This window comes from Sphingopyxis sp., from assembly GCF_051861155.1.
Lineage (GTDB): Bacteria > Pseudomonadota > Alphaproteobacteria > Sphingomonadales > Sphingomonadaceae > Sphingopyxis.
The window spans coordinates 1-23,306 of the sequence record NZ_JBHYDE010000014.1; the positions used below are offsets into that span (position 1 = coordinate 1).

Annotated in this window: 18 protein-coding genes and 1 tRNA gene; 10 read left to right on the forward strand and 9 right to left on the reverse strand. The window is 64.3% G+C overall.

Annotated elements, in window-relative coordinates:
• Positions 1-108 precede the first annotated feature (108 nt).
• Complete coding sequence (locus tag ACTIFP_RS17455; RefSeq protein ID WP_439569953.1) at positions 109-2,202, reverse strand: RelA/SpoT family protein; 2,094 nt, start codon at positions 2,200-2,202, stop codon at positions 109-111.
• Between the two features lie 127 nt (positions 2,203-2,329).
• Here ACTIFP_RS17455 and ACTIFP_RS17460 point away from each other — a divergent pair, with 127 nt between their 5' ends.
• The 4 genes from ACTIFP_RS17460 (at position 2,330) to ACTIFP_RS17475 (ending at position 5,860) form a co-directional block, all read left to right on the forward strand.
• A complete protein-coding gene (locus ACTIFP_RS17460) occupies positions 2,330-3,214 on the forward strand; it encodes a glycosyltransferase family 2 protein (protein WP_439569954.1) in 885 nt (294 codons plus the stop codon).
• 132 nt (positions 3,215-3,346) lie between these two features.
• Positions 3,347-3,868 (forward strand): winged helix-turn-helix transcriptional regulator, encoded by a 522-nt coding sequence (locus ACTIFP_RS17465; protein WP_439569955.1) that lies wholly within the window; start codon positions 3,347-3,349, stop codon positions 3,866-3,868.
• Between the two features lie 64 nt (positions 3,869-3,932).
• Positions 3,933-5,057: a sensor histidine kinase gene (locus ACTIFP_RS17470; RefSeq protein ID WP_439569956.1), complete on the forward strand. Its 1,125-nt coding sequence runs from the start codon at positions 3,933-3,935 to the stop codon at positions 5,055-5,057.
• Positions 5,054-5,860: a LytR/AlgR family response regulator transcription factor gene (locus ACTIFP_RS17475; RefSeq protein WP_137754136.1), complete on the forward strand. Its 807-nt coding sequence runs from the start codon at positions 5,054-5,056 to the stop codon at positions 5,858-5,860. Before ACTIFP_RS17470 ends, ACTIFP_RS17475 begins: the two co-directional genes overlap by 4 nt.
• Positions 5,861-5,959: 99 nt before the next feature.
• Here the strand turns inward: ACTIFP_RS17475 and ribA are convergent, their stop codons facing one another.
• The 4 genes from ribA to ACTIFP_RS17495 all read right to left on the reverse strand — a co-directional run bounded on the left by ribA (position 5,960) and on the right by ACTIFP_RS17495 (position 11,251).
• Positions 5,960-7,027, reverse strand: a complete 1,068-nt coding sequence (gene ribA, locus ACTIFP_RS17480) for a GTP cyclohydrolase II (protein WP_439569957.1) — start codon at positions 7,025-7,027, stop codon at positions 5,960-5,962.
• Positions 7,024-7,818, reverse strand: a complete 795-nt coding sequence (locus ACTIFP_RS17485; protein WP_439569958.1) for an exodeoxyribonuclease III — start codon at positions 7,816-7,818, stop codon at positions 7,024-7,026. The genes ribA and ACTIFP_RS17485 overlap by 4 nt, the downstream gene beginning before the upstream one ends.
• Before the next feature lie 365 nt (positions 7,819-8,183).
• The gene (locus ACTIFP_RS17490) at positions 8,184-8,828 is read right to left on the reverse strand and encodes a LolA family protein (RefSeq protein ID WP_439569959.1); all 645 of its coding nucleotides are present in this window, start codon (positions 8,826-8,828) and stop codon (positions 8,184-8,186) included.
• Positions 8,829-8,938: 110 nt separating this feature from the next.
• Positions 8,939-11,251, reverse strand: coding sequence for a DNA translocase FtsK 4TM domain-containing protein (locus ACTIFP_RS17495; RefSeq protein ID WP_439569960.1), 2,313 nt, complete (start codon positions 11,249-11,251; stop codon positions 8,939-8,941).
• Positions 11,252-11,374: 123 nt separating this feature from the next.
• On the opposite strand from ACTIFP_RS17495, the gene ACTIFP_RS17500 reads away from it, so the two are divergent.
• Positions 11,375-12,616, forward strand: coding sequence for an FAD-dependent monooxygenase (locus ACTIFP_RS17500; protein WP_439569961.1), 1,242 nt, complete (start codon positions 11,375-11,377; stop codon positions 12,614-12,616).
• A gap of 222 nt (positions 12,617-12,838) precedes the next feature.
• Positions 12,839-13,540 (forward strand): sigma factor, encoded by a 702-nt coding sequence (locus tag ACTIFP_RS17505; protein ID WP_439569962.1) that lies wholly within the window; start codon positions 12,839-12,841, stop codon positions 13,538-13,540.
• 8 nt (positions 13,541-13,548) lie between these two features.
• Here the strand turns inward: ACTIFP_RS17505 and ACTIFP_RS17510 are convergent, their stop codons facing one another.
• Positions 13,549-14,199, reverse strand: coding sequence for an LON peptidase substrate-binding domain-containing protein (locus ACTIFP_RS17510; protein ID WP_439569963.1), 651 nt, complete (start codon positions 14,197-14,199; stop codon positions 13,549-13,551).
• Complete coding sequence (locus ACTIFP_RS17515; protein WP_439569964.1) at positions 14,199-15,110, reverse strand: tetratricopeptide repeat protein; 912 nt, start codon at positions 15,108-15,110, stop codon at positions 14,199-14,201. Before ACTIFP_RS17515 ends, ACTIFP_RS17510 begins: the two co-directional genes overlap by 1 nt.
• A 192-nt stretch (positions 15,111-15,302) precedes the next feature.
• Here ACTIFP_RS17515 and ACTIFP_RS17520 point away from each other — a divergent pair.
• The 4 genes from ACTIFP_RS17520 (at position 15,303) to ACTIFP_RS17535 (ending at position 18,439) form a co-directional block, all read left to right on the forward strand.
• A tRNA-Gly gene (locus tag ACTIFP_RS17520) sits at positions 15,303-15,377 on the forward strand.
• A 513-nt stretch (positions 15,378-15,890) separates the two neighbouring features.
• Entirely contained in the window at positions 15,891-16,022 is a 132-nt protein-coding gene (locus ACTIFP_RS17525) for a hypothetical protein (protein ID WP_267960734.1), read from the forward strand.
• A 57-nt stretch (positions 16,023-16,079) separates the two neighbouring features.
• The gene (locus ACTIFP_RS17530; protein WP_431591865.1) at positions 16,080-16,721 is read left to right on the forward strand and encodes a lasso peptide biosynthesis B2 protein; all 642 of its coding nucleotides are present in this window, start codon (positions 16,080-16,082) and stop codon (positions 16,719-16,721) included.
• A complete protein-coding gene (locus tag ACTIFP_RS17535) occupies positions 16,721-18,439 on the forward strand; it encodes an asparagine synthase-related protein (protein ID WP_439569965.1) in 1,719 nt (572 codons plus the stop codon). Before ACTIFP_RS17530 ends, ACTIFP_RS17535 begins: the two co-directional genes overlap by 1 nt.
• Here ACTIFP_RS17535 and ACTIFP_RS17540 read toward each other — a convergent pair.
• A complete protein-coding gene (locus tag ACTIFP_RS17540) occupies positions 18,434-20,623 on the reverse strand; it encodes a prolyl oligopeptidase family serine peptidase (RefSeq protein ID WP_439569966.1) in 2,190 nt (729 codons plus the stop codon). The genes ACTIFP_RS17535 and ACTIFP_RS17540 overlap by 6 nt on opposite strands.
• Positions 20,613-23,150 (reverse strand): TonB-dependent receptor domain-containing protein, encoded by a 2,538-nt coding sequence (locus ACTIFP_RS17545; RefSeq protein WP_439513747.1) that lies wholly within the window; start codon positions 23,148-23,150, stop codon positions 20,613-20,615. Before ACTIFP_RS17545 ends, ACTIFP_RS17540 begins: the two co-directional genes overlap by 11 nt.
• Between the last annotated feature and the right edge of the window lie 156 nt (positions 23,151-23,306).

Here is a 23,306-nt window from a genome sequence, read left to right on the forward strand (position 1 = left end):
CCACCGCACACGACAAACCGGGCGCTGCAATGGGCTGAACTTTCCTGAACTTTGGAACGGCGTTGGGCGGGTCGACCTGCGCCCCGCCGCAGAGCTGCCGTCGCGGACCTACAGCCGCTCGGCCTGCACCACCGTGTCCGACGCGCGCAGCGCCGACAAAATCCGCATCACATGATGGACGTCGCGCACTTCGACGACGACGTCATAGGTGTGGAAACCGCCCTCGCGGTTCGACAGCCGCAAATTGGTGATGTTCGCCATATTGGCGGCAAGGATGCCCGACATTTCGGCGAGCGTGCCGGGTTCGTTCAGGATGACGATGCACAGCCGCGCATTGCCGCCCTCGCTGTCCTCCTGCCACCTGAGGTCGATCCAGTCGGCGTCGACCCCGTCGGCGAGGCTGGGGCAGTCGATCACATGCACCTCGATGCCCTCGCTCGGCCGCGCCAGCCCGACGATGCGGTCGCCGGGCACCGGGTGGCAGCAATCGGCAAGCTGATAGGCGACCCCCGGGGTCAGCCCGGCGATCGATACCGCCGCGCCCTGCCCGAACTTGCCCGGCTTGGCCTTCATCTCGGCGGTGATGCCGGGGACCAGGGCTTCGAGCACCATATTGTCGGTCAGCCGCTGCTTGGCGATCGCGACATAGAGCGCAGCGTCGCTGTCGAGCTTGAGCCGGGTCAACGCCGCGGCGCGCGCCTTGTCGCCGACCTTGTTCGGCAGGCGCAACGCGATCTCGTCGTACATCTTGCGGCCCAGCGCGGCGAGTTCGACCTTTTCCTTCGACCGCACGTGACGGCGGATCGCGGCGCGCGCCTTGCCGGTGACGGCAAAGCCCAGCCAGGCGGGCTGCGGGGTCTGTTTGTCCGACGACAGGATTTCGACGGTGTCACCGTTGTTGAGCTGGGTGCGCAGCGGCACCAGCCGCCCGTTGACCTTTGCCCCGACGGTGCGGTCGCCGAGCCCGGTGTGGACGGCATAGGCAAAATCGACCGGCGTCGCGCCCTTGGGCAGCTGGTGCAGGCTGCCCTTTGGCGTGAAGGCAAAGATGCGATCCTGGTACATCGCGATGCGCGTGTTTTCGAGAAACTCCTCGGGATCGTGCGTCTGTTCGAGGATTTCGATCAGATCGCGGATCCACCCCGCCTGTCCGTCGGGGGCGGTGCCGCCCTGTTTATACGCCCAATGCGCCGCAAAGCCGAATTCGGATTGCTGGTGCATGCCCAGGCTGCGGATCTGGATTTCGATCCGCATATTCTGCTGGTGCATGATCGTTGTGTGCAGCGATTTGTAGCCGTTGCGTTTCGGGGTCGAGATATAGTCCTTGAACCGCCCGGGGACCATTTTCCATTTGCGGTGGAGCAGCCCCAGAGCGGCGTAACAGTCGGCGTCGGTCGGGGTGATGATGCGGAACGCGATGATGTCGGTTACCTGTTCGAAGCTGACATGGCGTTCCTGCATCTTTCGCCAGATCGAATAGGGGTGTTTTTCGCGCCCCGACACATCGGCCTCGATGCCGTTCTTGGCCAGCAGCTCCTTGAACTCGCGGCTGATTCCCGCGACCTTGTCCTTGCCCCCCGCGGTCAGCTTGGCAAGGCGGCCAGTGATCGTCGCATAGGCTTCGGGCTCAAGCTCGCTGAACGCCAGCAGCTGCATCTCGCGCATATATTCATACATGCCGATCCGCTCGGCGAGCGGGGCATAGATATCCATCGTTTCCTTGGCGATGCGCCGCCGCTTTTCGGGATTCTTGATGAAATGGAGCGTCCGCATATTGTGCAGCCGGTCGGCGAGCTTGACCAGCAGCACGCGAATGTCGTCGGACATCGCGAGCAGGAATTTGCGCAGGTTTTCCGCGGCACGCTCATTCTCGGTCTGCGCCTCGATCTTGCTGAGCTTGGTCACCCCGTCGACCAGCCGCCCGACGTCGGCGCCGAACAGGCGCTCGATCTCTTCGGGGGTGGTCAGCGTGTCTTCGAGCGTATCGTGGAGCAGCGCGGTGACGATCGTTTCGCTGTCGAGATGTAGGTCGGTCAAAATCCCCGCGACCTCGACCGGGTGGCTGAAATAGGGATCGCCCGAGGCGCGTTTCTGGCTGCCGTGCTTCTGGACAGTGAAAACATAGGCGCGATTGAGCAGCGCCTCGTCGACGTCGGGATCATAAGCGCGCACGCGCTCGACAAGTTCATATTGGCGCAGCATCAGCCCCAATGTCGTCGATGATCGACATATTGCAATGCGAAATTTGATTGCGCCGTTCCCCAAGGTGTTAGCAACTTTGGTAAAGGCGATTGGAAGCATCGGTCGCGCGCGGTAGGGCTGGGCGTTGATGGGGACCGATGCTCTCGATTCGACCGCGCCGCCGCGGGTGTCGATGGTGATGCCCGTGCACAATGGTGCGCGCTGGCTGGCCGACGCCATCGATTCGGTGCTGGCGCAGGATTTTGCCGATTTTGAGCTGATCCTGGTCAACGACGCGTCGCGCGATGCGTCGCCGGCGATCATGGCCGATGCCGCGGCGCGCGATCCGCGGGTCCGGCTGCTGCATCTGGAAACCAACGTCGGCCTGCCCGCGGCGCTCAACCATGGTTTTGCCGCGGCGCGCGGCGACCTGCACAGCTGGACCTCCGACGACAATCTGCTGCGCCCGCAGATGCTCGGCCGCCTTGTCGCGGCACTTGACGCCGATGCCCATGCCGATGTTGTCCACGCCGATTTTATGCTGATCGACGAAGCCGGGGCGGAACTGGGCTGCTCGCGCGTCGGGCCGATCGACCGGCTGCTCTACGGCAACAATGTCGGCGCCTGCTTCCTCTACCGCGCCCGCGTGACCGAAGCGCTCGGCGGCTACGACACCCAGCTGTTCGGGGTCGAGGATTATGATTTCTGGTTGCGCGCCGCGCAGCGCTTCACCTTCGTCGCGCTGCACGAGGATCTGTATCTGTATCGCAAACATGGCGGCAGCCTGACCAGCCAGCGCGCCGAACAGATCCAGGCGCTGACCGCCAAAGTCGTCGAACGCGCGCTACCCGCCACGCTGTCCGCGCGCAGCCGTAGCGAAATCCTGCTCGGCCTCGCGCTGCGCAGCAGTCGGCGCTGGCGGCTCGACCTGGTGCGCCGCGCCTTTCGCGCCGACCCCTGGCATGTCGCGGCGCAGCTGCCCGCGCTGGCGCGCTGGTGGCTGGTGATTGCGCGCAACCGGATGACCGCCTGAGCGCGGCGATTGCGCCGGAAGTCCCGGCGTCACGACCGGCGAATTCGCCGCCCATGCTTCGCGTTGCGAAATGCAACGCAAGACCCTATATTTTTTTGGCGCGGGGGTCGATTTTACGTTAGGGCTTGGGGCATGACAAAATTACGCGAAGTCTTGAACGACATGGATGGGGGCAATTGCGCCCTGCCGCTGGCCTTGGAAGCGATGGGCGAACGCTGGTCGTTCATGATCCTGCGCGCGGCCTTTAACGGCGTCCATCATTTCGAGGAATTCCAGCAGGAACTGAACATCGCGCGCAACATCTTGTCGAACCGGCTGTCGCGGCTGGTCGATCATGGCATCATGGCGCGCGAAGTGATGACCGAAGACCGCCGCAAGGTGCGTTACCAGCTGACCCAAAAGGGTATCGAGCTGCTTCCCGCGATGATTGCGCTGCGCCAATGGGGCGAAAAATGGGGTGCCGGGGTGCCGTCGACCCCGGTGCTGGTCGACGCCCGCGACGAACAGCCGATCGGGCCGGTCACGCTGACCGCGCATGACGGCCGGGTGATCGGTTACAAGGAATTGCTGTGGAAGCATCGCGCCGAACTTCAGCCGCTCGGCCAGGCGCGGGTGCGCGCCGACGGAGCGATGGCGCCGGTGGCTGCCGAGTGACCGGCTGCGCCGGTTTCCGGCCGCGCCGCTGCGGCCGCTGACCATCGCTACCTACCGAACCCCCATGCCGCTGTTTCGCCTGTCTTCGCCGGGACCATTTTTCGACAACAAGGTCCGCGCTTTCTGGAACCTGCAGATTTTGGGCTGGGCCGCGTGGCTCGGGCTGCGCGGCGTGTCGGGGCTTGCCAATGGTCAGCCGCTGGCCTTTCTGATCCCGCAGACGATTTCGGCGATCACCGGCTTCTCGCTCTCGCTGATCCTGTCGGTCTGTTACCGCGCGCTGATCAGCCGGCGGCCGCTGCTGATGTGGGGGGTCAGTTTCGGGCTGTCGGGGCTGGCTACCGCGCTGTGGGCGTTTATCGACGCCTGGGTCGCGCAGATCCAGAACCCGAACAGCGAAGCGGGGTTCACCAGCCTGCTGCTCGGCGCGGTCTATATCGACGCGACATCGCTCGCGGCGTGGTCGGCGCTCTATTTCGCGATCAACTATTTCCTCCAGCTTGAGGAACAGAATGACCGCGTCCTGCGGCTCGAGGCGCAGGCGGCGTCGGCGCAGCTCGCGATGCTGCGCTACCAGCTCAACCCGCATTTCCTGTTCAACACGCTGAACAGCATTTCGACGCTGGTGCTGCTCAAACAGTCCGAGCCCGCCAACGCCATGCTGTCGCGGCTGTCGGCGTTCCTGCGCTACACGCTGGCCAATGAACCCACCGCGCAGGTCACGCTGGCGCAGGAGATCGAGACGCTGAAGCTCTATCTCGACATCGAAAAGATGCGGTTTGAAGACCGGCTGCGCCCGCATTTCGCGATCGATCCGCTGGTGGCGCGGGCGCGGCTGCCGTCGCTGCTGCTCCAGCCGCTGGTCGAGAACGCCATCAAATATGCGGTGACGCCGCAGGAGGACGGCGCCGATATTACGCTGTCTGCACAGCTGGCCGGTCAAAATGTTCGGATTACCGTGTCCGACACCGGCGCGGGATTGCCAGTCGACGGCACGGACCCCACCACGGGCCTTGCAACGGAATCGACCGGCGTGGGTTTAGCCAATATCAGGGACCGTCTGGCGCAGGCTTTTGGCGACCAGCACCGGTTCGATGCCCAACGCGGCGCTGATGGCGGATTCACGGTGATTATCGAGTTTCCGTTTCAGCCCGATGGGCAAATGACGATTGGAACCGAACGGACATGACGATCAGAACCATCCTGGTGGATGATGAAAAACTGGCCACCCAAGGCCTGCAACTGCGGCTCGAACCGCATGCGGACGTTGAAATCGTCGACACCGCGCAAAACGGCCGCGAGGCCATCAGAAAGATCAAGACGCACAAGCCCGACCTGGTTTTCCTCGACATCCAGATGCCGGGGTTCGACGGCTTTTCGGTGATTCAGGGTTTGATGGAAGTCGAACCGCCGCTGGTGGTGTTCGTCACCGCCTATTCGGACCATGCGATCCGCGCCTTCGAGGCGCAGGCGGTAGATTATTTGGTCAAGCCGGTCGAGCCCGAACGGCTCGCCGACGCGCTCGACCGGGTGCGCCAGCGGCTGACCGAAAAGCGCGGCGTGGCCGAGGTCGAACGGCTGAAGACCGTGCTGGCGGAAGTCGCGCCCGATGCCGCCGACGATTATGGCAGCGAAAATGCCCCCGACGCGCACGCCGCCGACCGCTATGAAAAGATGATCAACATCAAGGATCGCGGCCAGATCTTCCGCGTCGACGTCGACAGCATCGAACGCATCGACGCCGCGGGCGATTATATGTGCATCTACACCGCCGACAACAGCCTGATCCTGCGCGAGACGATGAAGGATCTGGAAAAGCGGCTCGACCCGCGCAATTTCCAGCGCGTCCACCGCTCGACGATCGTCAACCTGTCACAGGTGAAGCAGGTCAAGCCGCACACCAACGGCGAATGCTTCCTGGTGCTGGGATCGGGCGCGCAGGTGAAGGTCAGCCGCAGTTACCGCGACGTGGTGGCAAGGTTCGTGCACTGAAATGGCGTCGCCCCCGCGAAGGCGGGGGCCGCTATCGGCCTATTCCCCTTGTGGGTGTAAACCCGACAACGGACCCCGCCTTCGCGGGCGCGACGCGTTTTAGAGCTGGTGCCCCGTCCGGTCGCGCTTCGTCGCCAGATATTGCTCATTATATTTGTTCGTCGGCAGCGCGAGCGGCAGGCGTTCGACCACTGCGACGCCCTCCTTCTCCAGCCGCGCGACCTTTTCGGGGTTGTTCGTCATCAGCCGGATGCGCGGGATGTTCAGCAGTTCGAGCATCCGCCCGGCAATTGCGAAATCGCGCGCCTCAACCGGAAAACCGAGCCGTAAATTGGCGTCGACAGTGTCATAACCCTGATCCTGCAGCGCATAGGCGCGCAGCTTGTTGACCAGCCCGATGCCGCGCCCTTCCTGCCGGAGATATAGGAGCACCCCCCACGGCGCGTCGGCCATCGCGTGCAGCGCGGCGTGGAGCTGCGGCCCGCAATCGCATTTCAGGCTGCCGAGCACATCGCCGGTCAGGCATTCGCTGTGCAGCCGCACCACCGGCGGATTGCCGTCGCGCTGCCCGATGACGAGCGCGACATGGTCGGAGGCTTCTTCGGGCGAACGGAAAGCGATGATTTCGGCGGTTTCGCTGGCCGCAACCGGCAGACGCGCGCGCGCGGCGATCTGGAGCCGCGCCGGGTCGAGCAGCGTCGCGACATCGTCGGCGGTGCAGCATGTCTCGGCGTCGCCAGCCGCTTCGCGGACGAAAAAGGCCGGGAGCAGGCCCGCGTGGCGCGCCATCGTCATCGCGGCGGCAGCGGCGCTCTCACCGCCGGTCGCAATGGTACGAAACGGCCCTTTGAGCGGATTGGCGAGATCGAGCGCCGGGTCGGCAATCGCCAGCGCCGCGGTGACCGTGCTGGCGGCTGCGGCAAGGCGCACCGGACCCGGGGTCGCCGCGACGCGCTGGTTGGTCAGCTTCAGCGTCAGCGCCCGTTCGCCCGACAGCAACACATCGTGACTGGCGAATTCGGCCAAGGCGTCGTCACGCGCGCTTTCGACCGCGAGCAGGTCGAGCGCGCCATCGCTGCCGATGACGCGCAGCGGCCAGCCGCGCCGCAGCGCGTCGATCGCGCGCGCCGCCTGACGGGCGCCGCGACCCTTCGCGCTATCGGTCAAAAGGCAAATTCCGTCACCAGCGGGATATGGTCCGACGGCCGTTCCCAGCTGCGCGCGGGCTGGACGATGCGGTGCGACAGCGCTTGTCCCAACAGGTCGGGGGTCACCCACATATGGTCGAGGCGGCGGCCGCGGTTCGACGCGGCCCAATCCTTGGCGCGGTAACTCCACCAGGTGAACAGCGGCGCGGGTGCCGCGATGAAATGGCGGCCGAGGTCGATCCAGTTCGATGCCGCCTGCAATCGCGCGAGGGTTTCGACCTCGACCGGCGTGTGGCTGACGACGTCGAGCAGCGCCTTATGGTTCCAGACATCGCTTTCGAGCGGTGCGACGTTGAAATCGCCGGTCAGCACCGTGGGCGTGCCATTGAGCGCGCCCGACCATTCGGTCATCCGGCCAAAGAAATCGAGTTTTTGCCCGAACTTCGGATTGAGATCGCGGTCGGGAATGTCGCCGCCCGCGGGGATATAGACATTGTCGAGCCGGACCCCCGACGGCAACGTCACCCCGACGTGGCGCGCCTCGCCATTCGCCTGCCAGTCATATTTACGCACCTCGGTCAGTGGCACCTTGCTGACGATCGCGACGCCATGATGCATGCGCTGGCCGTGGGTGACGATATGCTCATACCCCAGCGACCGGAACATATCCTTGGGAAAGGTCACGCATTCGACCTTGGTTTCCTGCAGGCACAGGATGTCGGGCGCTTCTTCGCGCAGAAATTTCTCGACGATGCCGATGCGGGCGCGGACGCTGTTGATATTCCACGAAGCGATGCTGGTGCGAGTCATGCGGTCGGCTCTATCGGCGCCACGCGTGCGGCGCAACGAGGATGCTCGGGATGCGCGCCAGCGCCGGGAATCATAAACCCCCGTCCCAGGGGCGGTGGAACGGGGGTTCAAGGTCAGCGTTCGTCACGCTCTTGAATGAAGACACCGGGCAATCCGGGTGGGGCAACAGGGGGAAACCCAAATCCGGGGCCGTGTTGGCGTCTTCGAGAGTTGAAATAGCCCGGCTTCCCTGTCGCCAAGCTGAACGAAAATCGGCGGTTCAGCGTCGTTTTTGCAGTTCGTCGATGCCAGGCGACGGTTGGGCGGAAAAAAGCAGGAGATTTCTGATGAAAAAAACCCGGCGTGAATTTTCCGTTCAGCTTCGATCAGCGACCGCGCTTGTTCGGGCGCGGATCGGTCCAGCGGAACGCCGAATCGGCGACTGCGACGTTGAATTTCTGGTTGCTGAGGTCGATCCGCGTCCGGTTGTTCTGCGAATCGAGCGCGACCCAGCCGCGCAGGCGCAGCCCCGCAGGCGCGCCGCCGTCGCGCACGAACACCATGGTGATCGTGCCATATTCGGGACGCTTCGGATCCTTGACCTCGACGCTCAGCACATCGTTGCTGCCCGTCGGCAAGACCTTGGCATATTTGGTCAGATCGCGGTCGGGGTCGAGCAACGCGCCGAGCGGCGAATTCTTCACCGGCCAGCGCTGCACCTGCCGCACCTCATAATCGATCATCGTCAGCGAGCTGCCGTCGCCGACGATCAGCAACGGGACATCCTTCTGATATTGAAACCGGATCTTGCCGGGACGCTTCAGGGTCAGCTTGCCCGACAGGCGCTGGCCGTTGCGATCGGTCTGGACAAAGTCGGCGGTCATCGAGCTCGTCGATTTCAGGTGCGACTGCACCGATGCGAGGGTGGTCGACGATTGCGCGATGGCGGGAACGCCGATCGCCAGCCCGGCGACCGCCAAGGGAGTCAGCGTCCAGGCGGCGCGGCGGGTGAGGGGATTCTTCAGGGTCATGGGACTCTCATTCTGTTCTATGTTCGCTCGGCTCATCGCAGGCGGGCATTGAACCCGCCGTGAACCTGCTCGTCAGACGCCGTTCAAAGCGCGAGCCCGGTAAAAGTTCCCTACCGCTGCTGGCCATATTGATCGGTCAGCACGTCGCGGCGGCCGACATGGTTGGGCGGGCTGACCAGCCCTTCCTCCTCCATTCGTTCGATCATCCGCGCGGCGCTGTTGTACCCGATGCGCAGCTGGCGTTGCAGCCAGCTGGTCGACGCCTTCTGGCTTTCGACAACGATCTGGCACGCCTTGGCATACATGCGGTCCTCGGCGCTGTCGCCGCCCGCGGGCGCGCCCTCCATCGCGAAACCGCCGTCCTCGGGATCCTCGGTGACGCTCTCGACATAGTCGGGGCGGCCCTGCCCGCGCCAATGGTCGGCGACCGCGCGCACTTCGTCGTCGGACACGAACGGGCCGTGGATACGCGTGATCTGTTTGCCGCCGGGGACATAGAGCATGTCGCCCTTGCCGAGCAGCTGCTCCGCGCCGGCCTCGCCCAAAATGGTGCGGCTGTCGATCTTGCTGGTGACGTTGAAGCTGATGCGCGTTGGCAGGTTCGCCTTGATCACGCCGGTGATGACATCGACCGACGGGCGCTGCGTCGCGAGGATCAGGTGGATGCCCGCGGCGCGTGCCTTTTGCGCGAGCCGCTGGATCAGGAATTCGACTTCCTTGCCCGCGGTCATCATCAGGTCGGCGAGCTCGTCAACGACGATGACGATCTGCGGCAGCGGCGCATAATCGAGCGCTTCCTCCTCATAGACCGGCTGGCCGGTGTCGGGGTCGTATCCGGTCTGGACGCGGCGGCCCAAGGACTTGCCCTTGGCGAGCGCCCCGCGGACTTTGTCGTTGTAGCTCGCGAGGTTGCGCACCGACAGCGACGACATCATCCGATAGCGGTCCTCCATCTGCTCGACCGCCCATTTCAAGGCGCGGATTGCCTTTTTGGGTTCGGTGACGACGGGGGCGAGCAGATGCGGGATGTCGTCATAGACGCTGAGTTCCAGCATCTTGGGATCGATCATGATCATCTTCACCTGGTCGGGACCGAGGCGATAGAGCAACGACAGGATCATCGCGTTGAGCCCAACCGACTTGCCCGACCCCGTGGTCCCCGCGATCAGCAGGTGCGGCATCGGCGCCAGGTCGGCGATCATCGGGTCGCCGCTGATATTCTTGCCCAGGATGATCGGCAACGCGCCGGTCTGATCCTGGAACAGCGCGCTGCCGATGATTTCGTGCAGCACGACGGCTTCGCGGTGCGCGTTTGGCAGTTCGATACCGATCACGGTGCGACCCGGAATCGGCGCAATACGCGCCGACAGCGCGGACATGTTGCGCGCGATATCGTCGGCCAGGTTCGACACCCGGCTCGCTTTCGTACCCGGCGCGGGTTCGAGTTCGTACATGGTGACCACCGGGCCGGGGCGGACCGCGGTGACGACGCCCTTGACCTGGAAATCCTCGAGCACCGATTCGAGCAGGCGCGCGTTGCGCTCCAGCCCCGCCTTGTCGATCTGCCCGGTCGGCCCCGGCGGCGGCGGTGCGAGCAGGTCGATCGAGGGGAGCTGGTAGTTGGTGAACAGCTCGGTCTGCGGCTTGGGCCGGGGTTTCGAGGGCGCGGTGCGCTGCGCCGGGTCGGCAATCTCGGGCGGCGCGCGGTCGCTCGGTTCGGCGATCGCGCGCGGGCGGACGACGCGCTCCATCAGGTTCGGCGCCCGCGTGTCGTCGTCGACGGCGCGGGCTGGCTCGACGATGCGGCTGCGCTCGGCGGCGGGCAGGCGGAAGCGCGCCGCCCACCCCTTTTCCAGCCGCAGCGCGCGCCACGCGAGCCACAACCCGGCGGTGACCAGCAGCAGGATGGTGGCAATGCGGATCAGCGCTGCGGCGGGTTCGCCCGCGGCGGCGAACAGCGGGGTGATCGCGCCGCCGATGAGCAGCGCGATGATGCCGCCCCAGCCTGCGGGCATCGGAGCGCTGGTCGCCGGCGCCCAGAGCTCGGCGCCCAGCCCGACGAGCAGGATGCCGACGAAGCTGTACGCGAGCTGGCGCGGCCAATAGGGCTGCGCTTCGCCCATCCACAGCCGCCAGGCGAGCAGGCCGAGCAGCGGCAGCAGCAGCGAGACGCCGACCCCGCCGATCGACAGGCCCAGGTCGGCGAACCACGCGCCGAAGCTGCCCATCCAGTTGGCAGCGGTCCCGTCGGCGGCGGTGTTGAGCGCCGCATCGGTGCTGTCATAGGTGGCGAGCGCGAGGGTCAGGAACAATGTGAACAGGCCGAGCGCAGCCGCGGCGCCGATCACCAGCGATCGCGCAATGCTCTGGCGGAAAACGGTGCGCCAATCGGCCTTTACCGGTGCGCCCTTGCGGCTAGCCATGCTGAAATCGGTCCCCATAAGTTAACCACGGCGATATGCACATGCGGTGGACTCGCCGTCAAGCGCGGCCCCGTGCGCATCCACAGCCTTTCCAAGCCCCGCACCGCGCGCTAGGGCGGTTTCATGAGTGAAACCCTGCGCAGCGATGTCCTGATCTCGGGGGGCGGCCTGGTCGGCCAGGCGCTCGCCCTGGCCCTGTCGCATCACGGCCTGTCGGTCCAGATCGTCGATCCCGCCGACCCGGTGGCGACGATCGCGCCGGGGTTTGACGGCCGCGCATCGGCGATTGCCAGCGCGACGTGGCAGATGTTTGAAGTGCTGGGCATCGCCGGGCGGCTGACCGGCCACGGCTGTCCAATCCGCGCGATCAAGGTCGGCGACGGCGCCCCCGACAGCGGCCGCGGCGGCGACCTCGACTTCGTCACCGCCGATGGCGATCCCCCGCTCGGCACGATGGTCGAGAACCGCCAGCTCCGCCTCGTGCTGGCCGCTGCGCTAGCCGAGGCGCCGCTGGTGCGGCTGCATATGCCCGCCGCCGTCACCTCACGCGACGTGGGCGGCCATGGCGTCATGCTGACGCTGGCCGATGGCACCAAGCTTGCCGCACCCTTGCTGGTCGTCGCCGAGGGTCGTCGCTCGCCGACGCGCGACGCCGCGGGGTTCAGCATCGCCAACTGGTCGTACCATCATCACGCGCTGATTGGTGCGGTGTCGCATGAACGGCCGCACGGCAATGTGGCGCACGAAATCTTCTACCCCTCAGGCCCCTTCGCGCTGCTGCCGCTGGTCGACGACGCCGAGGGACGGCACCGCTCGGCCTTTGTGTGGACCGTGGCCGAAAAGGATGGTCCCGGCTTTTCCAAGCTCGGCGACCGCGGTTTCGTTGCCGAATTGCAGAAGCGTGCGGGCGGCGTGCTCGGCGTGATGGAACTCGTCGCACCGCGCATGACCTATCCGCTGGGGTTCCACCACAGCGCGTCGATCGTGGCGGAGCGCATCGCGCTGGTCGGCGACGCCGCGCATGGCATCCATCCGATTGCGGGGCAGGGGCTGAACCTTGGCCTGCGCGACGTCGCGGCGCTGACCGAGGTGCTGGTCGAGGGCGCGCGGCTCGGCCTTGACCTTGGCGATACGGCCTTGCTTGCACGCTATCAGCGCTGGCGCGGGCTCGATAATATGATGGTCAGCCTGGCCACTGACGGGCTGACCCGCCTGTTCGGCGTCCCCGGCCGCACCGCAGCCGCGGTGCGCCGCACCGGGCTTGGCGCGGTCCAGCGGATGCCGCTGCTCAAGCGCTTCTTCATGGACGAAGCGCGCGGCGAAGCGGGCGATTTGCCAAGGTTGCTCGCGGGGGCGGAGGTTTAGACGCAACCTATTGGTCCGTTCGTGTCGAGCGAAGTCGAGACACCCGGGGGTAGAGTCAGGTCGATGGGTTTCTCGCCTTCGCTCGACACGAACGGCAAATGGGGAAACGCCCACAACGCCCACATAGGTATTTCTACCTAGCTCCCTATCAGCCCGCCGCTCACCCTATTTCCCTATCCCGATCTGAGCGGCACCCACGCCGCGGCACGATGGGGACGGACCATGTCGGCAAAAAGCGATGCGCTCGAAGCAGCGGTGACGGACTATATCCAGGCGCGAACCGCGCTCGACGCGGCACCGGGGGCGCGGGCCAAGGCGCTCGCCGACCGGGCGTTCGCGCGGCTGGCGGCTTTGGCGGCGCCGCGCATCCGTTACTTCACCCGCAGCTATGGCCTCGCCGATGTCGCCGACGATGCAGATCAGGTGTGCGCGATTGCACTCCACCGCGCCGCCGAACGCTATGATCCGGCGCGCGCGCGTTTCACCACCTATGTGAACTGGCAACTGCGCGCCGAGCTGCAGGCGCTGCGCCTGCGCCTGCGCGGCGACCAGCGTTCGGCGGGGCGGCGGCATGTCACCGCAACGCTGTCGCTCGATGCGCTGCAGGCCGAGGGCGCCGACGACTGGCTGATCGATCCCGCCGCCGAAGCCGCGACCGAGCAGCGCGCCGCCGACGGGCTGGCCACGCTGGCCGCCGATCGCCTCGTCGCCGATTGGGCGACGCGCCGCCGCGCCGGGTTGCTACGGACATCTCGGGGTGAGCGGAACCGGGTCGAGGCGCGCGTCGCCGCCGAACAGGCGCTGGTTCGCCACCAATTGGCGGTGAGCGAGGCGAGCGAACGGCTGTGCGAAAGCGATCGCCATGTCGTGCGCCGCGCGCTGGCCGACATCATGCGTCATGCGGTGCCTCGTAAGCTGAACTGAGCGCCCGCCTATTGCAGCGTGGCGCGGCCGTCGTCGCTGTCGTAACGGCCGAAAAACTGCATCAGCTGGACGACCAGCTCGGCGCGCGCGTCGATTGGCGTCGCTTCCAGCAGTGCCTGTTTGGCGGCGGCGTCGAACGGCGCGACCTGCGCGATGCCATTGACCAGCGTTGCATCGTCGAGCTGCCCGACCGAATCCCAATCGACGACATAACCCTGCCGCGCCGCAAAGCGCTTGGCCTCGCGTTCCAGGCTGGCGCGCTCGACGCTCGACAGCACCGCATCATCCTCGATCTCGGTTTCGATCTCGGCCTCGACCTGGCGAAACGGCGTGATGACGTCGAGTTCGCGGCGGACGCGAAAGCGCGCCACGCCTTCGAGCACCAGGTTAAATCGGCCCTCGTCGAGCGCCTCGACATCGACGATGCGCCCGACGCAGCCAACGTCGTAGAGCGCGGGCGGTTCGCGATTTTCCTCGCCGGGAAGCTGACGCGGCTGAATCATCCCGATCTGGCGGTCGCGCGCCAGCACCTCCTGCACCATCGCCGAATAGCGCGGCTCGAAAATATGCAGCGGCAGGTGCAGCCCGGGAAACAGCACCGCACCAGGTAGCGGAAAAATCGCGATCCGCTGGATAGTCAAAGGCGCGGTTTCGCCCATCAACCGAACAGGATCAGCGACAGGCGGCGGCGCTGCGCCGCGACCCACGGATCTTCCAGCCCGACGGCCTCGAACAGCGACAGCAGCTTGGCGCGCGCCGCATCCTCCTGCCATTCGCGGTCGGCGGCGACGATGTGCAGCAGATTGCCCGCGGCGGCGTCGCGCTGGCCCGCACCGATCTGCGCGCTGGCGAGGTCGAATCGCGCCTGATGGTCGTCGGGATTGGCGGCGACCGCGGCCTCGAACGCCGCGAGTTCGCCCGCATCGGGCGCGTCGGCCGCCAGCGCGAGCGCGCTTTTCGCCTGCGCGATCGCCGGGTCGTCGGCAATCTCGGCGGGGATCATGTCGAGCACGCCCTGCGCGCTGGCCAGGTCACCCGCCAGCACAAAGGCGCGGATCAACCCGCCGTGCGCCGCGGCATTATCGGGCGCCATCTCAAGGATCTGGCCAAAAATGCCCGCGGCGCGCTCCCCGTCGCCCTCGGCCAGCACCGCGTCGCCCATTTCGATCAGCGGCGCGATCTCAACCGCGCGCGCCGTCGCTACGCTCTCGATCGGCAGCTGCGCAAGCAACTGGTCGAGCATCGTCTTTAGCTGGCTTTCGGTGCGCGCGTTCGTCAGATTGGCGACCGGCTGGCCCTGAAAAATCGCATAGACGGTCGGGATCGATTGGACCTGGAACTGCCCGGCGATGAAGCGATTCGCGTCGACATCGACCTTGGCGAGCAGCACGCCCTTGTCGGCGTAATCGGCGGCGACCTTTTCCAGGATCGGGGTCAGCTGCTTGCACGGCCCGCACCATTCGGCCCAGAAATCGAGGATGACAAGGCTGGTCATCGACGGTTCGACGACGTCGCGGCGGAACGCTTCGACGGCTTCCTTCTCTTGCGGATTCAGACCCAATGTGGCCACGCAATCATGCTCCTGTTTTTCGTTTCCGGTCGCGCACACGACGACGGAAAAGACTCTGATCCTGCTTATGTGGGATTTGCGGGCGATATGCCAACCCTTCGGCAAAAAACGCAAACAGGGCTTGCCGAGTCAAAAAGCCGGTGCTAATCGCCCGCCTCACCCGCTGGAACCGACCGGTTTCCAGCCGCCAGAGCGGGCGTAGCTCAGGGGTAGAGCACAACCTTGCCAAGGTTGGGGTCGAGGGTTCGAATCCCTTCGCCCGCTCCAGTTTTCCGACATTTTTCAGTGACTTAGACCTCCAAGCGCACTGCGACGTTTGGTGACAAGGTGGTCTGCGTGGGGGGTTGTCCTCATAATGTCACCACTTGGGATCGTGGCATCGGAAAGAATCTGCAAGGTCGACCATAAGGCCGTCTACGAATGGGAGAGGGCTGCGGCCATCGCAGGCCGCGCCTTGGAGACCTGTCTATCGAACCTCGATGCAGTTCATAGAAACATCCAATTCCGGTTCCAGTTATCGTTGCGAATTGGTCAATCGATCGGGGATGAGATCGCGCACTTCGCAATTGTTGAAGTGTGTGACCGGGTTCCGCTACGCATGTCCAGGCGAAAGCTAAAGGTAGTGGTGCGCGCCCCGACGTGCGCTTCCTTGGCTCGGTCACCTTTTCCGCGGATTTAGGTTATGAATAATAATTGAATTATAAATTGGAAGCGGCCTGCCGCAAAACATACTTTTCACATGCGACTCATTTTAGTCGCGATGCTGGAAAGGAATGTGACATGAATACGCATGACGACATCATCGACCTCGGCGCCGCCCAGGACGAAACCCATGGTGCGCTGCCTGCGGGCCAACCGGACGTGCAGCCCGGCGATCGCTTCATCCTCGGCGGTATCAGCGCCGACGATTGATCGATGCGTGGCGTGCGGTCTCGGCACTGCACGCCACCTTCGCTCGGCGATCTTCCCATGAAAAAGCCTGCCCCCGCTGCAACGCACTGGTGCCGAACCGGCAATGGCTTCATATTTCTGGATTTGGCTTCAGACCGCTACTTCACACTTGAATCAGGCGCAGCGGATCGGTTCTCGCTCATCGTTCATCGCGGACAAGATGCCGCAGACGACGATTGGCTTGCTGAGCGAGGATTGCACAATCTCGCCCGGCCGGTGGATCGAATCTTCCCTGAAGCAATCGCACCGACGTCAAGCTATCTGGATTCTCCAGGTACGGAGAGAGCGTCCGCAGTCGATACGATACGCGCGATATACGCCTTGGCCCTGGCGCGGCGACATGTTCGAAAGCTTCGGCTGGCGCAGATTTTGAGTACCATCCCCCAATTCGAGCCGCTACCTGCGGAGGACCAACGCTCGGTCGCGCGCTGCGCGGCGGCCGCGTTTCAGCGCGCAAGGCACTATTTTTCCGGTATGGACGAATGTCTTGGCCGCGGCATTGCAATTCGCCGAGTGCTGGCCGGAAAGGGCTGCGACGCCCGGTTGGTGATCGGGGTGACCTTGCCTTTTGCTGCGCACTGCTGGGTCCAGCTCGGTTCCGCCGTGCTGACAGATCCGCTTGATGTCGTGCTTCCCTACACCCCCATTTTGATTGCCTGATGCCAGGCTATTTTCGCCTTGAAGTTCCCAGACGTTCGGATCGCAACGGCGGCAAAAGGGCCAAGGAGGACCCGTCTGCGCTCCTGCTCCGCGGCGCTCGGCTCTGGTGCGACGAACATCCGCTGGAAATTGGCGGCGATGGCTATCTGATCGGTCATCTGTTCAAGCGAGGTGCAACGAGCCGGGTGCTCGACCTGTGCGAGGCGGCGGCCGAAAAAATCCTCGCATCTGGCGGCAGATCGCTCGCGTCCGACTATTGGGGCGGCTATGTCGCAATCTTGGCGCGACCTGATGGACATATTGCCGTTTTTCGAGATCCTTCAGGATTGCTGCCCGTCTATTATCGCGAAGATGATCGATGCTTGACCCTGTCGAGCGATGCTGCGGAACTGGGCAAACACGGCGGGGTCAATTATCCTGCAATGCTGAGGTTCCTGGCCAGCGCTGGCGCGCCGAGCAGGGAAACCTGCCTCGAAGATGTCCGGCTACTGCTTCCCGGAGAAGGGCTGATAGTCGCCGGAGGCTCTCATCAGCTGGAAAGCTGGTGGTCGCCTTGGGATTGGACGCAGGTCAGACACAGATCATATGCGGCAGCCGCCAAAGAGCTTCGCGCCGTCGCGCTCGACTGCATTGGAAGCTGGACGTCCTGCTTTGACTCGATACTCGTCGGTGTGTCTGGAGGTCTCGATTCCTCGATCGTCGCCTGCGCCGCCGCTCGCCGCGCAGCGGCACTTCTTTGCCTCACGATGGTCGAAGACGACGCTATCGGAGATGAGCGTCGCTATGCGTCCATTCTCACTACGGCACTCGGCACCCCATTGCTCGAAGCGAACTACGACCTCGGAGCGGTCGATATTGGTCGCGCCGTGGCGCCGCACCATCCATGGCCTCATGCTCCTTTCTACATGCAGGCGATCGAGGCGGTGCACGACGGCCTCCGCCGCGAGCAGAAAATCGATGCATTCTTCTCGGGCAATGGAGGAGACAATATCTTCTGTTCGATCCGCAGTGCTACGCCATTCGTCGATCGCTTCATGGCGCAGGGGCCGCGCCATGGGCTCTTCGACACGCTGCGCGACTTAAGCGATTTGACGGGCGCGAGCGGTACGACCATCCTGCGACATGCCTGGGACCGATATCGTGATGTCGCTCGTCCCCCCTCCCTTCATCGTGACTATTCCGGACTTTCTTCTGCGGCGATTGCCGAACTGGAGCAGCCCCGCCCTTCGCACCCCTGGATGCAAGCGCCCGAAGGCGGCCTTCCCGGCAAGGCGGCGCACGTCAGACTGCTTGCCCGCGCGCAGCGCAGCATTGAACTTTATCCCCGCCGCACCCATCCGCGCCATATCCCGCCCCTGCTTTCGCAGCCCATCGTCGAAACATGCCTGTCGATCCCGACATGGCAGTGGGTAGCCGGGGGCCGGGATCGGTCCGTTGCGCGAGCGGCCTTCAAATCCGTCGTGCCAGCCGAACTGCTTCGCCGCACCTCGAAAGGCGGACCGGGCGGCTTCATGCACCGTATCTATCAGGCAAACGCCGAACGCGCCGGCGACCTGCTTCGCAACGGCCTGCTCGCGCGCGCAGGCCTGCTCGACTTGTCGATATTGGAAGCGGCGTCCCGGCCGACCGCGCAGGGTTTCGAAAAGGCGCAGCGGGTACTCGAGCTTTGCGCGGCAGAAAGCTGGGCCCGTTGGTGGAGCGATGTCGCCCGGTCATGACGGCTCACGCTGCAGGGCGCTCGGCGGTCGCGAGCAATCCCGCCATTGCGTTGCCATCGTTGACCAGCGGTCATATGTGCTAATGGGAGCCATGTTCGGATCGCGTCGGCCGCGAAGCCAGAAATCGAACCAGGCCATATTCTCGCGCATCGCGCGCAGCCGGTTCGACGGGATGTGAAACAAATGCGTTTCGTCGGCGGTAATATCCTCGCCGGGATAGAGGCTGATCTGGGCCGGCACCTCGGCATCGCGAAGCGCGGTATAGAAATCGATCGCTCCCGCAAAGGGAGACGCCATTTGCTGCAGAACGGGCGCACAGACCTTCTCTGCGCGAAGCGACGGCGACAGCTGACGATAGGAATCGAGATGGCGGCCCGACGGTGGGCCGCCGAAGATGGCGAGATACCCCTCTTTCGGATCGGCATAGGATGCTGGCTCCAGATAATTGCCGTCCCCGCTGGATGCCGCTCCAAATATAGTCGATTGGGTTAGGGCGACATTCACCATCTGGGATCCGCGGCTGTATCCCGCGACCCCAATCCGTTCGCGATCGATAATGCCTTTGCTGACCAAATCGTCGATCATGTCCTCGAAACTATAGACCCCGTTGAGCCAGATCAGTTCGCGGAGCCGCGCCGGGCCGAGCACACTCGGGCCGCCAGACCATTCCATATAGGCATTCCAGAGCTCCGCCTGCTGCCGCGCCGAAGGATCATTCTGAAGGATGACGACAAAGCCGCGCTCGGCGAACAATTGGGCGGGATAATTCCATTGCAAGTCCGGGCTGGCAAAGCGTTCGTCGGCGTCACTGCCATGCGTGATGAGGATCGCTGGATAGGCCTTCCCATGCTGATAATCGCGCGGCCAGACAATGAAACCCGTCGACCCATAGCCCAGCCGGTTGGTCCATTCATGCGCGGTCACGCGCAGCGGCACGATTGCCTCATGAACGGACGAGAGCGGGGCAAGCGCCCGCACCTCCCCGGTTTCCGGAGCGACATGCACCAACCGCGGGGCTTGATTGAGCGATTCTTCAACGCAAACGCCCCACGCGAGGTCCTGGCGGAAATCGCAAGCGGTCAGGCTGCCGGCCACAAGAAGCGGTTTGACCTTCCGGCTGCCGAGCAGAATTAGCCCATAGCGCGGGTGCTCGATCGTCCGCACGCCGAGCAGCGCCTCGCGCCCGTCGTTCGCCAGCCAATTTCCCGCCGCACGCGGATCGCCAATATAATAGGGTTGGGCGCCATAATGAATTTTGCGGCCATCCGGGCGCGTCTCCGTCAGGTCGAGCGCGCGGCCAAAGCCTTCGCTCGCGAGCATCCCGCCATGCGGACCTCGGACCAGGCCGATCGACGGGAAGCCCGATTCCCGTTCGACGGGGTGGCTCGATCCGGTTGCAATGCTCCAGATGAAGGTCCCGGTGCCGCCCGAACGCTCAGCATCGCCTTGCTCCAATTGGTAGCGAGGTCCCTCGCGCGTCCACTGCACGTTCGCTCCATAGTAGAAAGCGAGACGATCTTGGGCTGGCCGCGATGCCACCAGCCACTCCTCGCCTGCGGCCGATCTCAGTCGCAATTCCACTGTTGCCTTTACCGGTGCGCGCCGACGGTAGCGCTGTTCGACGACCGCCGCGTCGATCGAAACGGCGATCGGTTCGGAACGCGGCCTCAGCGTCGCATACCAGAGCCATCGTCCGTCGGGAGACCAGTCGTGATATAATATGCCAATCCGGCGAGGTGCGCCACTTCGTACGGCGAAGAGCCCGCCTTCCGTCTGCCCGACGGTAACGACGGCCTCTCGCTTGAGCAGTAGCGTGAGCGCCCCGCGTTCATCCATCTTATAGAGTTGGAGCCCATCTCCGCGATCGATCAAGAGGCTCCAGCCTCGGCCATCCGGCAGACGTCTGAGCTGTTCCGCGCTCGGCGCCCGCAGAATTTCGCGGGATCTGTGCGAGCCGAGATCATACAGATGAAGGATTGAGACGCTTTTATCGGTTTCGATATCCGCTCGCCGCTCGAGATAGGCGAGCGACTTGCCATCGCTGGCCAGGCTCAGATCGAAATCGGTCGGCACGGTCGCGATATTCTCGATCGTCCATCGACGGCCTTCCGTGGCTTCGACCGGACCGCCAGTGCCGAGGATCGCCACGAAGGCAAGCGCCGACGCAGTCGCCTTACCAGTCATGTCGGACCGTCACGCTCAAAAAGCGTGCAATCGCCGACCCGTTGGTCGTGTCGAACGGCGTGTCGAACGGTGACGTCGTGAAAATCGGCGCGGGCTTGCTGTTGAACAGATTCTGCGCGCTCAACGCGACTTCCGTCCCCTTAGCCAGCTTTATGCGGCCGGTGAGATCGATCGTCGTCGCCCCCTCTATCTTGACGGACGCCGGACGGCGGTTGTCGGTGACGGCGCCACTGTGATTGAGGAAAGCAGAGAGCGAAAAGTTCTTGCCGCTCAGCGTCAGCCCGCCGCGCGCCCGGAAATGCGCCGGATGGAAGATCGTCCCGGCAAGGTCGGTCACCGGCAGGCCAGAGAGAAGTTGCTGGCTGCTGTCGAGCCAAGTAGCACCGGCATTGAGGCTGAGCTGGCGGTTGCTGCCCAGCGCGGCGTCATATCGTACGGCCACATCGACCCCGCGGTATTTTTGCCGTGCGACATTGCGGTCGCGCGCATCGAGGAAGGCCACAACGCGCGCGGGATCGTAAAGCGCGCCCGTTATGTTCTGGAGCCCGCCATCGGCACCATCGAAGATGGCGTCCAGCAGTGCCGGTGCCGGATTGCGGGTCACGAGATCGGCATAGATCGGGTTGTCGAGAACCCCGGCACCCGAAGCCAGCGGCGGCGCGACCCGGTCCTTATAGTCGATCCGGAAATAGCTCGCGGATAGCGCGAGCTCCGACAGTGGCCGCACGGTTGCGCTGAAAGTCCAGTTTTCCGATCGCTCGGGCCCGAGCCGGTCATTTGCCCCCAGCGCGTAGGCAAGGGTTGAACCGGCAGGAAACCCTTGGCCGAAGCCGCCAACCGGGACGAGCAGTGCCGCATAGCCCGAATATTGCTGATAGAGCGTCGGGAGTTTGAAGGATCTGCCCCATGACACCCCGAGCCGGAGCTGCTTTATTGGGTCATAGACGAAGCCAAGCTTCGGGGTGACGATGTCTCCGGAGTCGGAATAATCCTCGTAGCGCAGCGCCGCGGTGATCGAAGCGCGGTAGGCGAGCGCGATATGCTGGTCGGGACTCGTCAGCGGAAGCAGCAACTCGCCATAGGCGAAGTGATTGCGGCGCGAGCGGGCAAAGCTGCGCGTGCCGATCTCCGATGAGAAGCGATTGATGCGATAGCCTCCGCCCAGCGCCACGCGCGCGGCGCCTGCGGGGAGGTCGAACAGCCGACCCTCGAGGCCGGCCTCAACGGTGATGTTCCGGTTGAAGAAATGTCGCGCGGTCGCGCTACTCGGCGCACCGCCGCTGTAATTCTGACTGAGGCCGTCGGTCGTGTCGGTTCCGAAAAATGCTCCGACATTGAGTTTCCAACTCGCCGACAGGTCAGCTGACAGGGTTGGAGCGAGACCGAATGTTTCAAACTCGGTGCGCGCTTCGAGCCCCGCGTTGCGGAGTGGCTGGGCGACCGTGAAGCCCGTGGCCGTTTTCATTCTTCCGCGCTTGTAGATGAGGTCGGCTGCCAAGGTCACACCGCCTCCGAGCGACTGGTGCCCGCTCAAGAAAAGCGCGTGTCTGCTCAGGTCGGGATACAGAGTGGAATCGGGATTATTCGCGCCCGCATAGCTGCGATCCTTTGCCCGGATCGCGGTGCCGCGCGAATAATCATAGGCCGCGATGATGCCGCCCTCCGACCAGGCCGAGCCGCCAAGAAGATTATATTGCTGCTGGAAATTGCCGCCGTCGGTCGACGCCCCGAGCCGCGCGCTGGTCGACACGCCATCATAGTCCCGCTTGAGCAGAATATTGACCACCCCGGCCACCGCGTCGGCGCCATATATGGCGGATGCACCATCGGCCATGATCTCGACGCGATCGACCGCGGCGATCGGAATGGCGCTGACGTCGATGACCGAGTTCACGCTGCTATAGGCAAAGCGCTTGCCGTTGATCAGCGTCAGCGTGGCATTGGGACCGATCCCGCGCAGGTTGAAGGTCGATGCGCCATTGGCGTTGACATTCTCATTGGCCGCGCCCTGCGTATTGCCGATCCCCGGATTCTGCCCGCCGCCGAAATTCTGTGGGAGGCTGCGTGCCACCTCGCCGAGGTCCGCCTGTCCCGCGTTGCGGATATCCTCCGCCTTGATTTCGATCACCGGTGCAGCCGCAGGCGCGCCAGCGATCCGCGAGCCGGTCACAATGATGGCTTCCGGTTCCGCGGCAGGGGTGATTGCAGCGGACGCGCTGTTCAGGATGACGACCGTACGGTCGTCGAAATTTGCTTGGAGTCCGCTTCCGGCAAGAAGCGCCTCGATCGCTTCGCGGGCTGTCAGTTCGCCCTTGATGGCGGGAGCGGTCTTCCCCTCGATATCTTCCGAGGCGGCATAGAGTTCAATGTTGGCGACGTCGGCAGCCCGGCGCAGCGCCTCTCCCAGATCCTGCGCCGGAATATCATAGGATTGGCGCGGCGCCTGCATGGCCTGCGCGCCTTCGGGCGAAAGCAAGGCTGCCGTGCCGACGAGCAGTGCGGCCAGCGAACGGGATTTAATCGACATTTTCACTCCCCCAATATTCTCGGCCGTGCATCAGGCAGACGGCCAGTGGGGGTGCGTTGACGGGAAGATAGGAGCGACCTTAGTCGCTCGGTGAAAAAATTATCGACGGCGGAGGTGGATGGCGTCAGACCTCCGTTCGATGGCGAGGCCGAACAA

Bases quoted from the DNA above. Each gene is read 5' to 3' on its own strand.
- ACTIFP_RS17535 (WP_439569965.1), top strand. From the start codon at position 16,721: ATGCCAGGCTATTTTCGCCTTGAAGTTCCCAGACGTTCGGATCGCAAC.
- ACTIFP_RS17545 (WP_439513747.1), bottom strand. From the start codon at position 23,150: ATGTCGATTAAATCCCGTTCGCTGGCCGCACTGCTCGTCGGCACGGCA.
- ACTIFP_RS17475 (WP_137754136.1), top strand. From the start codon at position 5,054: ATGACGATCAGAACCATCCTGGTGGATGATGAAAAACTGGCCACCCAA.
- ACTIFP_RS17490 (WP_439569959.1), bottom strand. From the start codon at position 8,828: ATGACCCTGAAGAATCCCCTCACCCGCCGCGCCGCCTGGACGCTGACT.
- ACTIFP_RS17455 (WP_439569953.1), bottom strand. From the start codon at position 2,202: ATGCTGCGCCAATATGAACTTGTCGAGCGCGTGCGCGCTTATGATCCC.
- ACTIFP_RS17505 (WP_439569962.1), top strand. From the start codon at position 12,839: ATGTCGGCAAAAAGCGATGCGCTCGAAGCAGCGGTGACGGACTATATC.
- ACTIFP_RS17540 (WP_439569966.1), bottom strand. From the start codon at position 20,623: ATGACTGGTAAGGCGACTGCGTCGGCGCTTGCCTTCGTGGCGATCCTC.
- ACTIFP_RS17510 (WP_439569963.1), bottom strand. From the start codon at position 14,199: ATGGGCGAAACCGCGCCTTTGACTATCCAGCGGATCGCGATTTTTCCG.
- ACTIFP_RS17470 (WP_439569956.1), top strand. From the start codon at position 3,933: ATGCCGCTGTTTCGCCTGTCTTCGCCGGGACCATTTTTCGACAACAAG.
- ACTIFP_RS17485 (WP_439569958.1), bottom strand. From the start codon at position 7,818: ATGACTCGCACCAGCATCGCTTCGTGGAATATCAACAGCGTCCGCGCC.
- ACTIFP_RS17500 (WP_439569961.1), top strand. From the start codon at position 11,375: ATGAGTGAAACCCTGCGCAGCGATGTCCTGATCTCGGGGGGCGGCCTG.
- ACTIFP_RS17495 (WP_439569960.1), bottom strand. From the start codon at position 11,251: ATGGCTAGCCGCAAGGGCGCACCGGTAAAGGCCGATTGGCGCACCGTT.
- ACTIFP_RS17530 (WP_431591865.1), top strand. From the start codon at position 16,080: ATGAAAAAGCCTGCCCCCGCTGCAACGCACTGGTGCCGAACCGGCAAT.
- ACTIFP_RS17460 (WP_439569954.1), top strand. From the start codon at position 2,330: ATGGGGACCGATGCTCTCGATTCGACCGCGCCGCCGCGGGTGTCGATG.
- ACTIFP_RS17525 (WP_267960734.1), top strand. From the start codon at position 15,891: ATGAATACGCATGACGACATCATCGACCTCGGCGCCGCCCAGGACGAA.
- ACTIFP_RS17465 (WP_439569955.1), top strand. From the start codon at position 3,347: ATGACAAAATTACGCGAAGTCTTGAACGACATGGATGGGGGCAATTGC.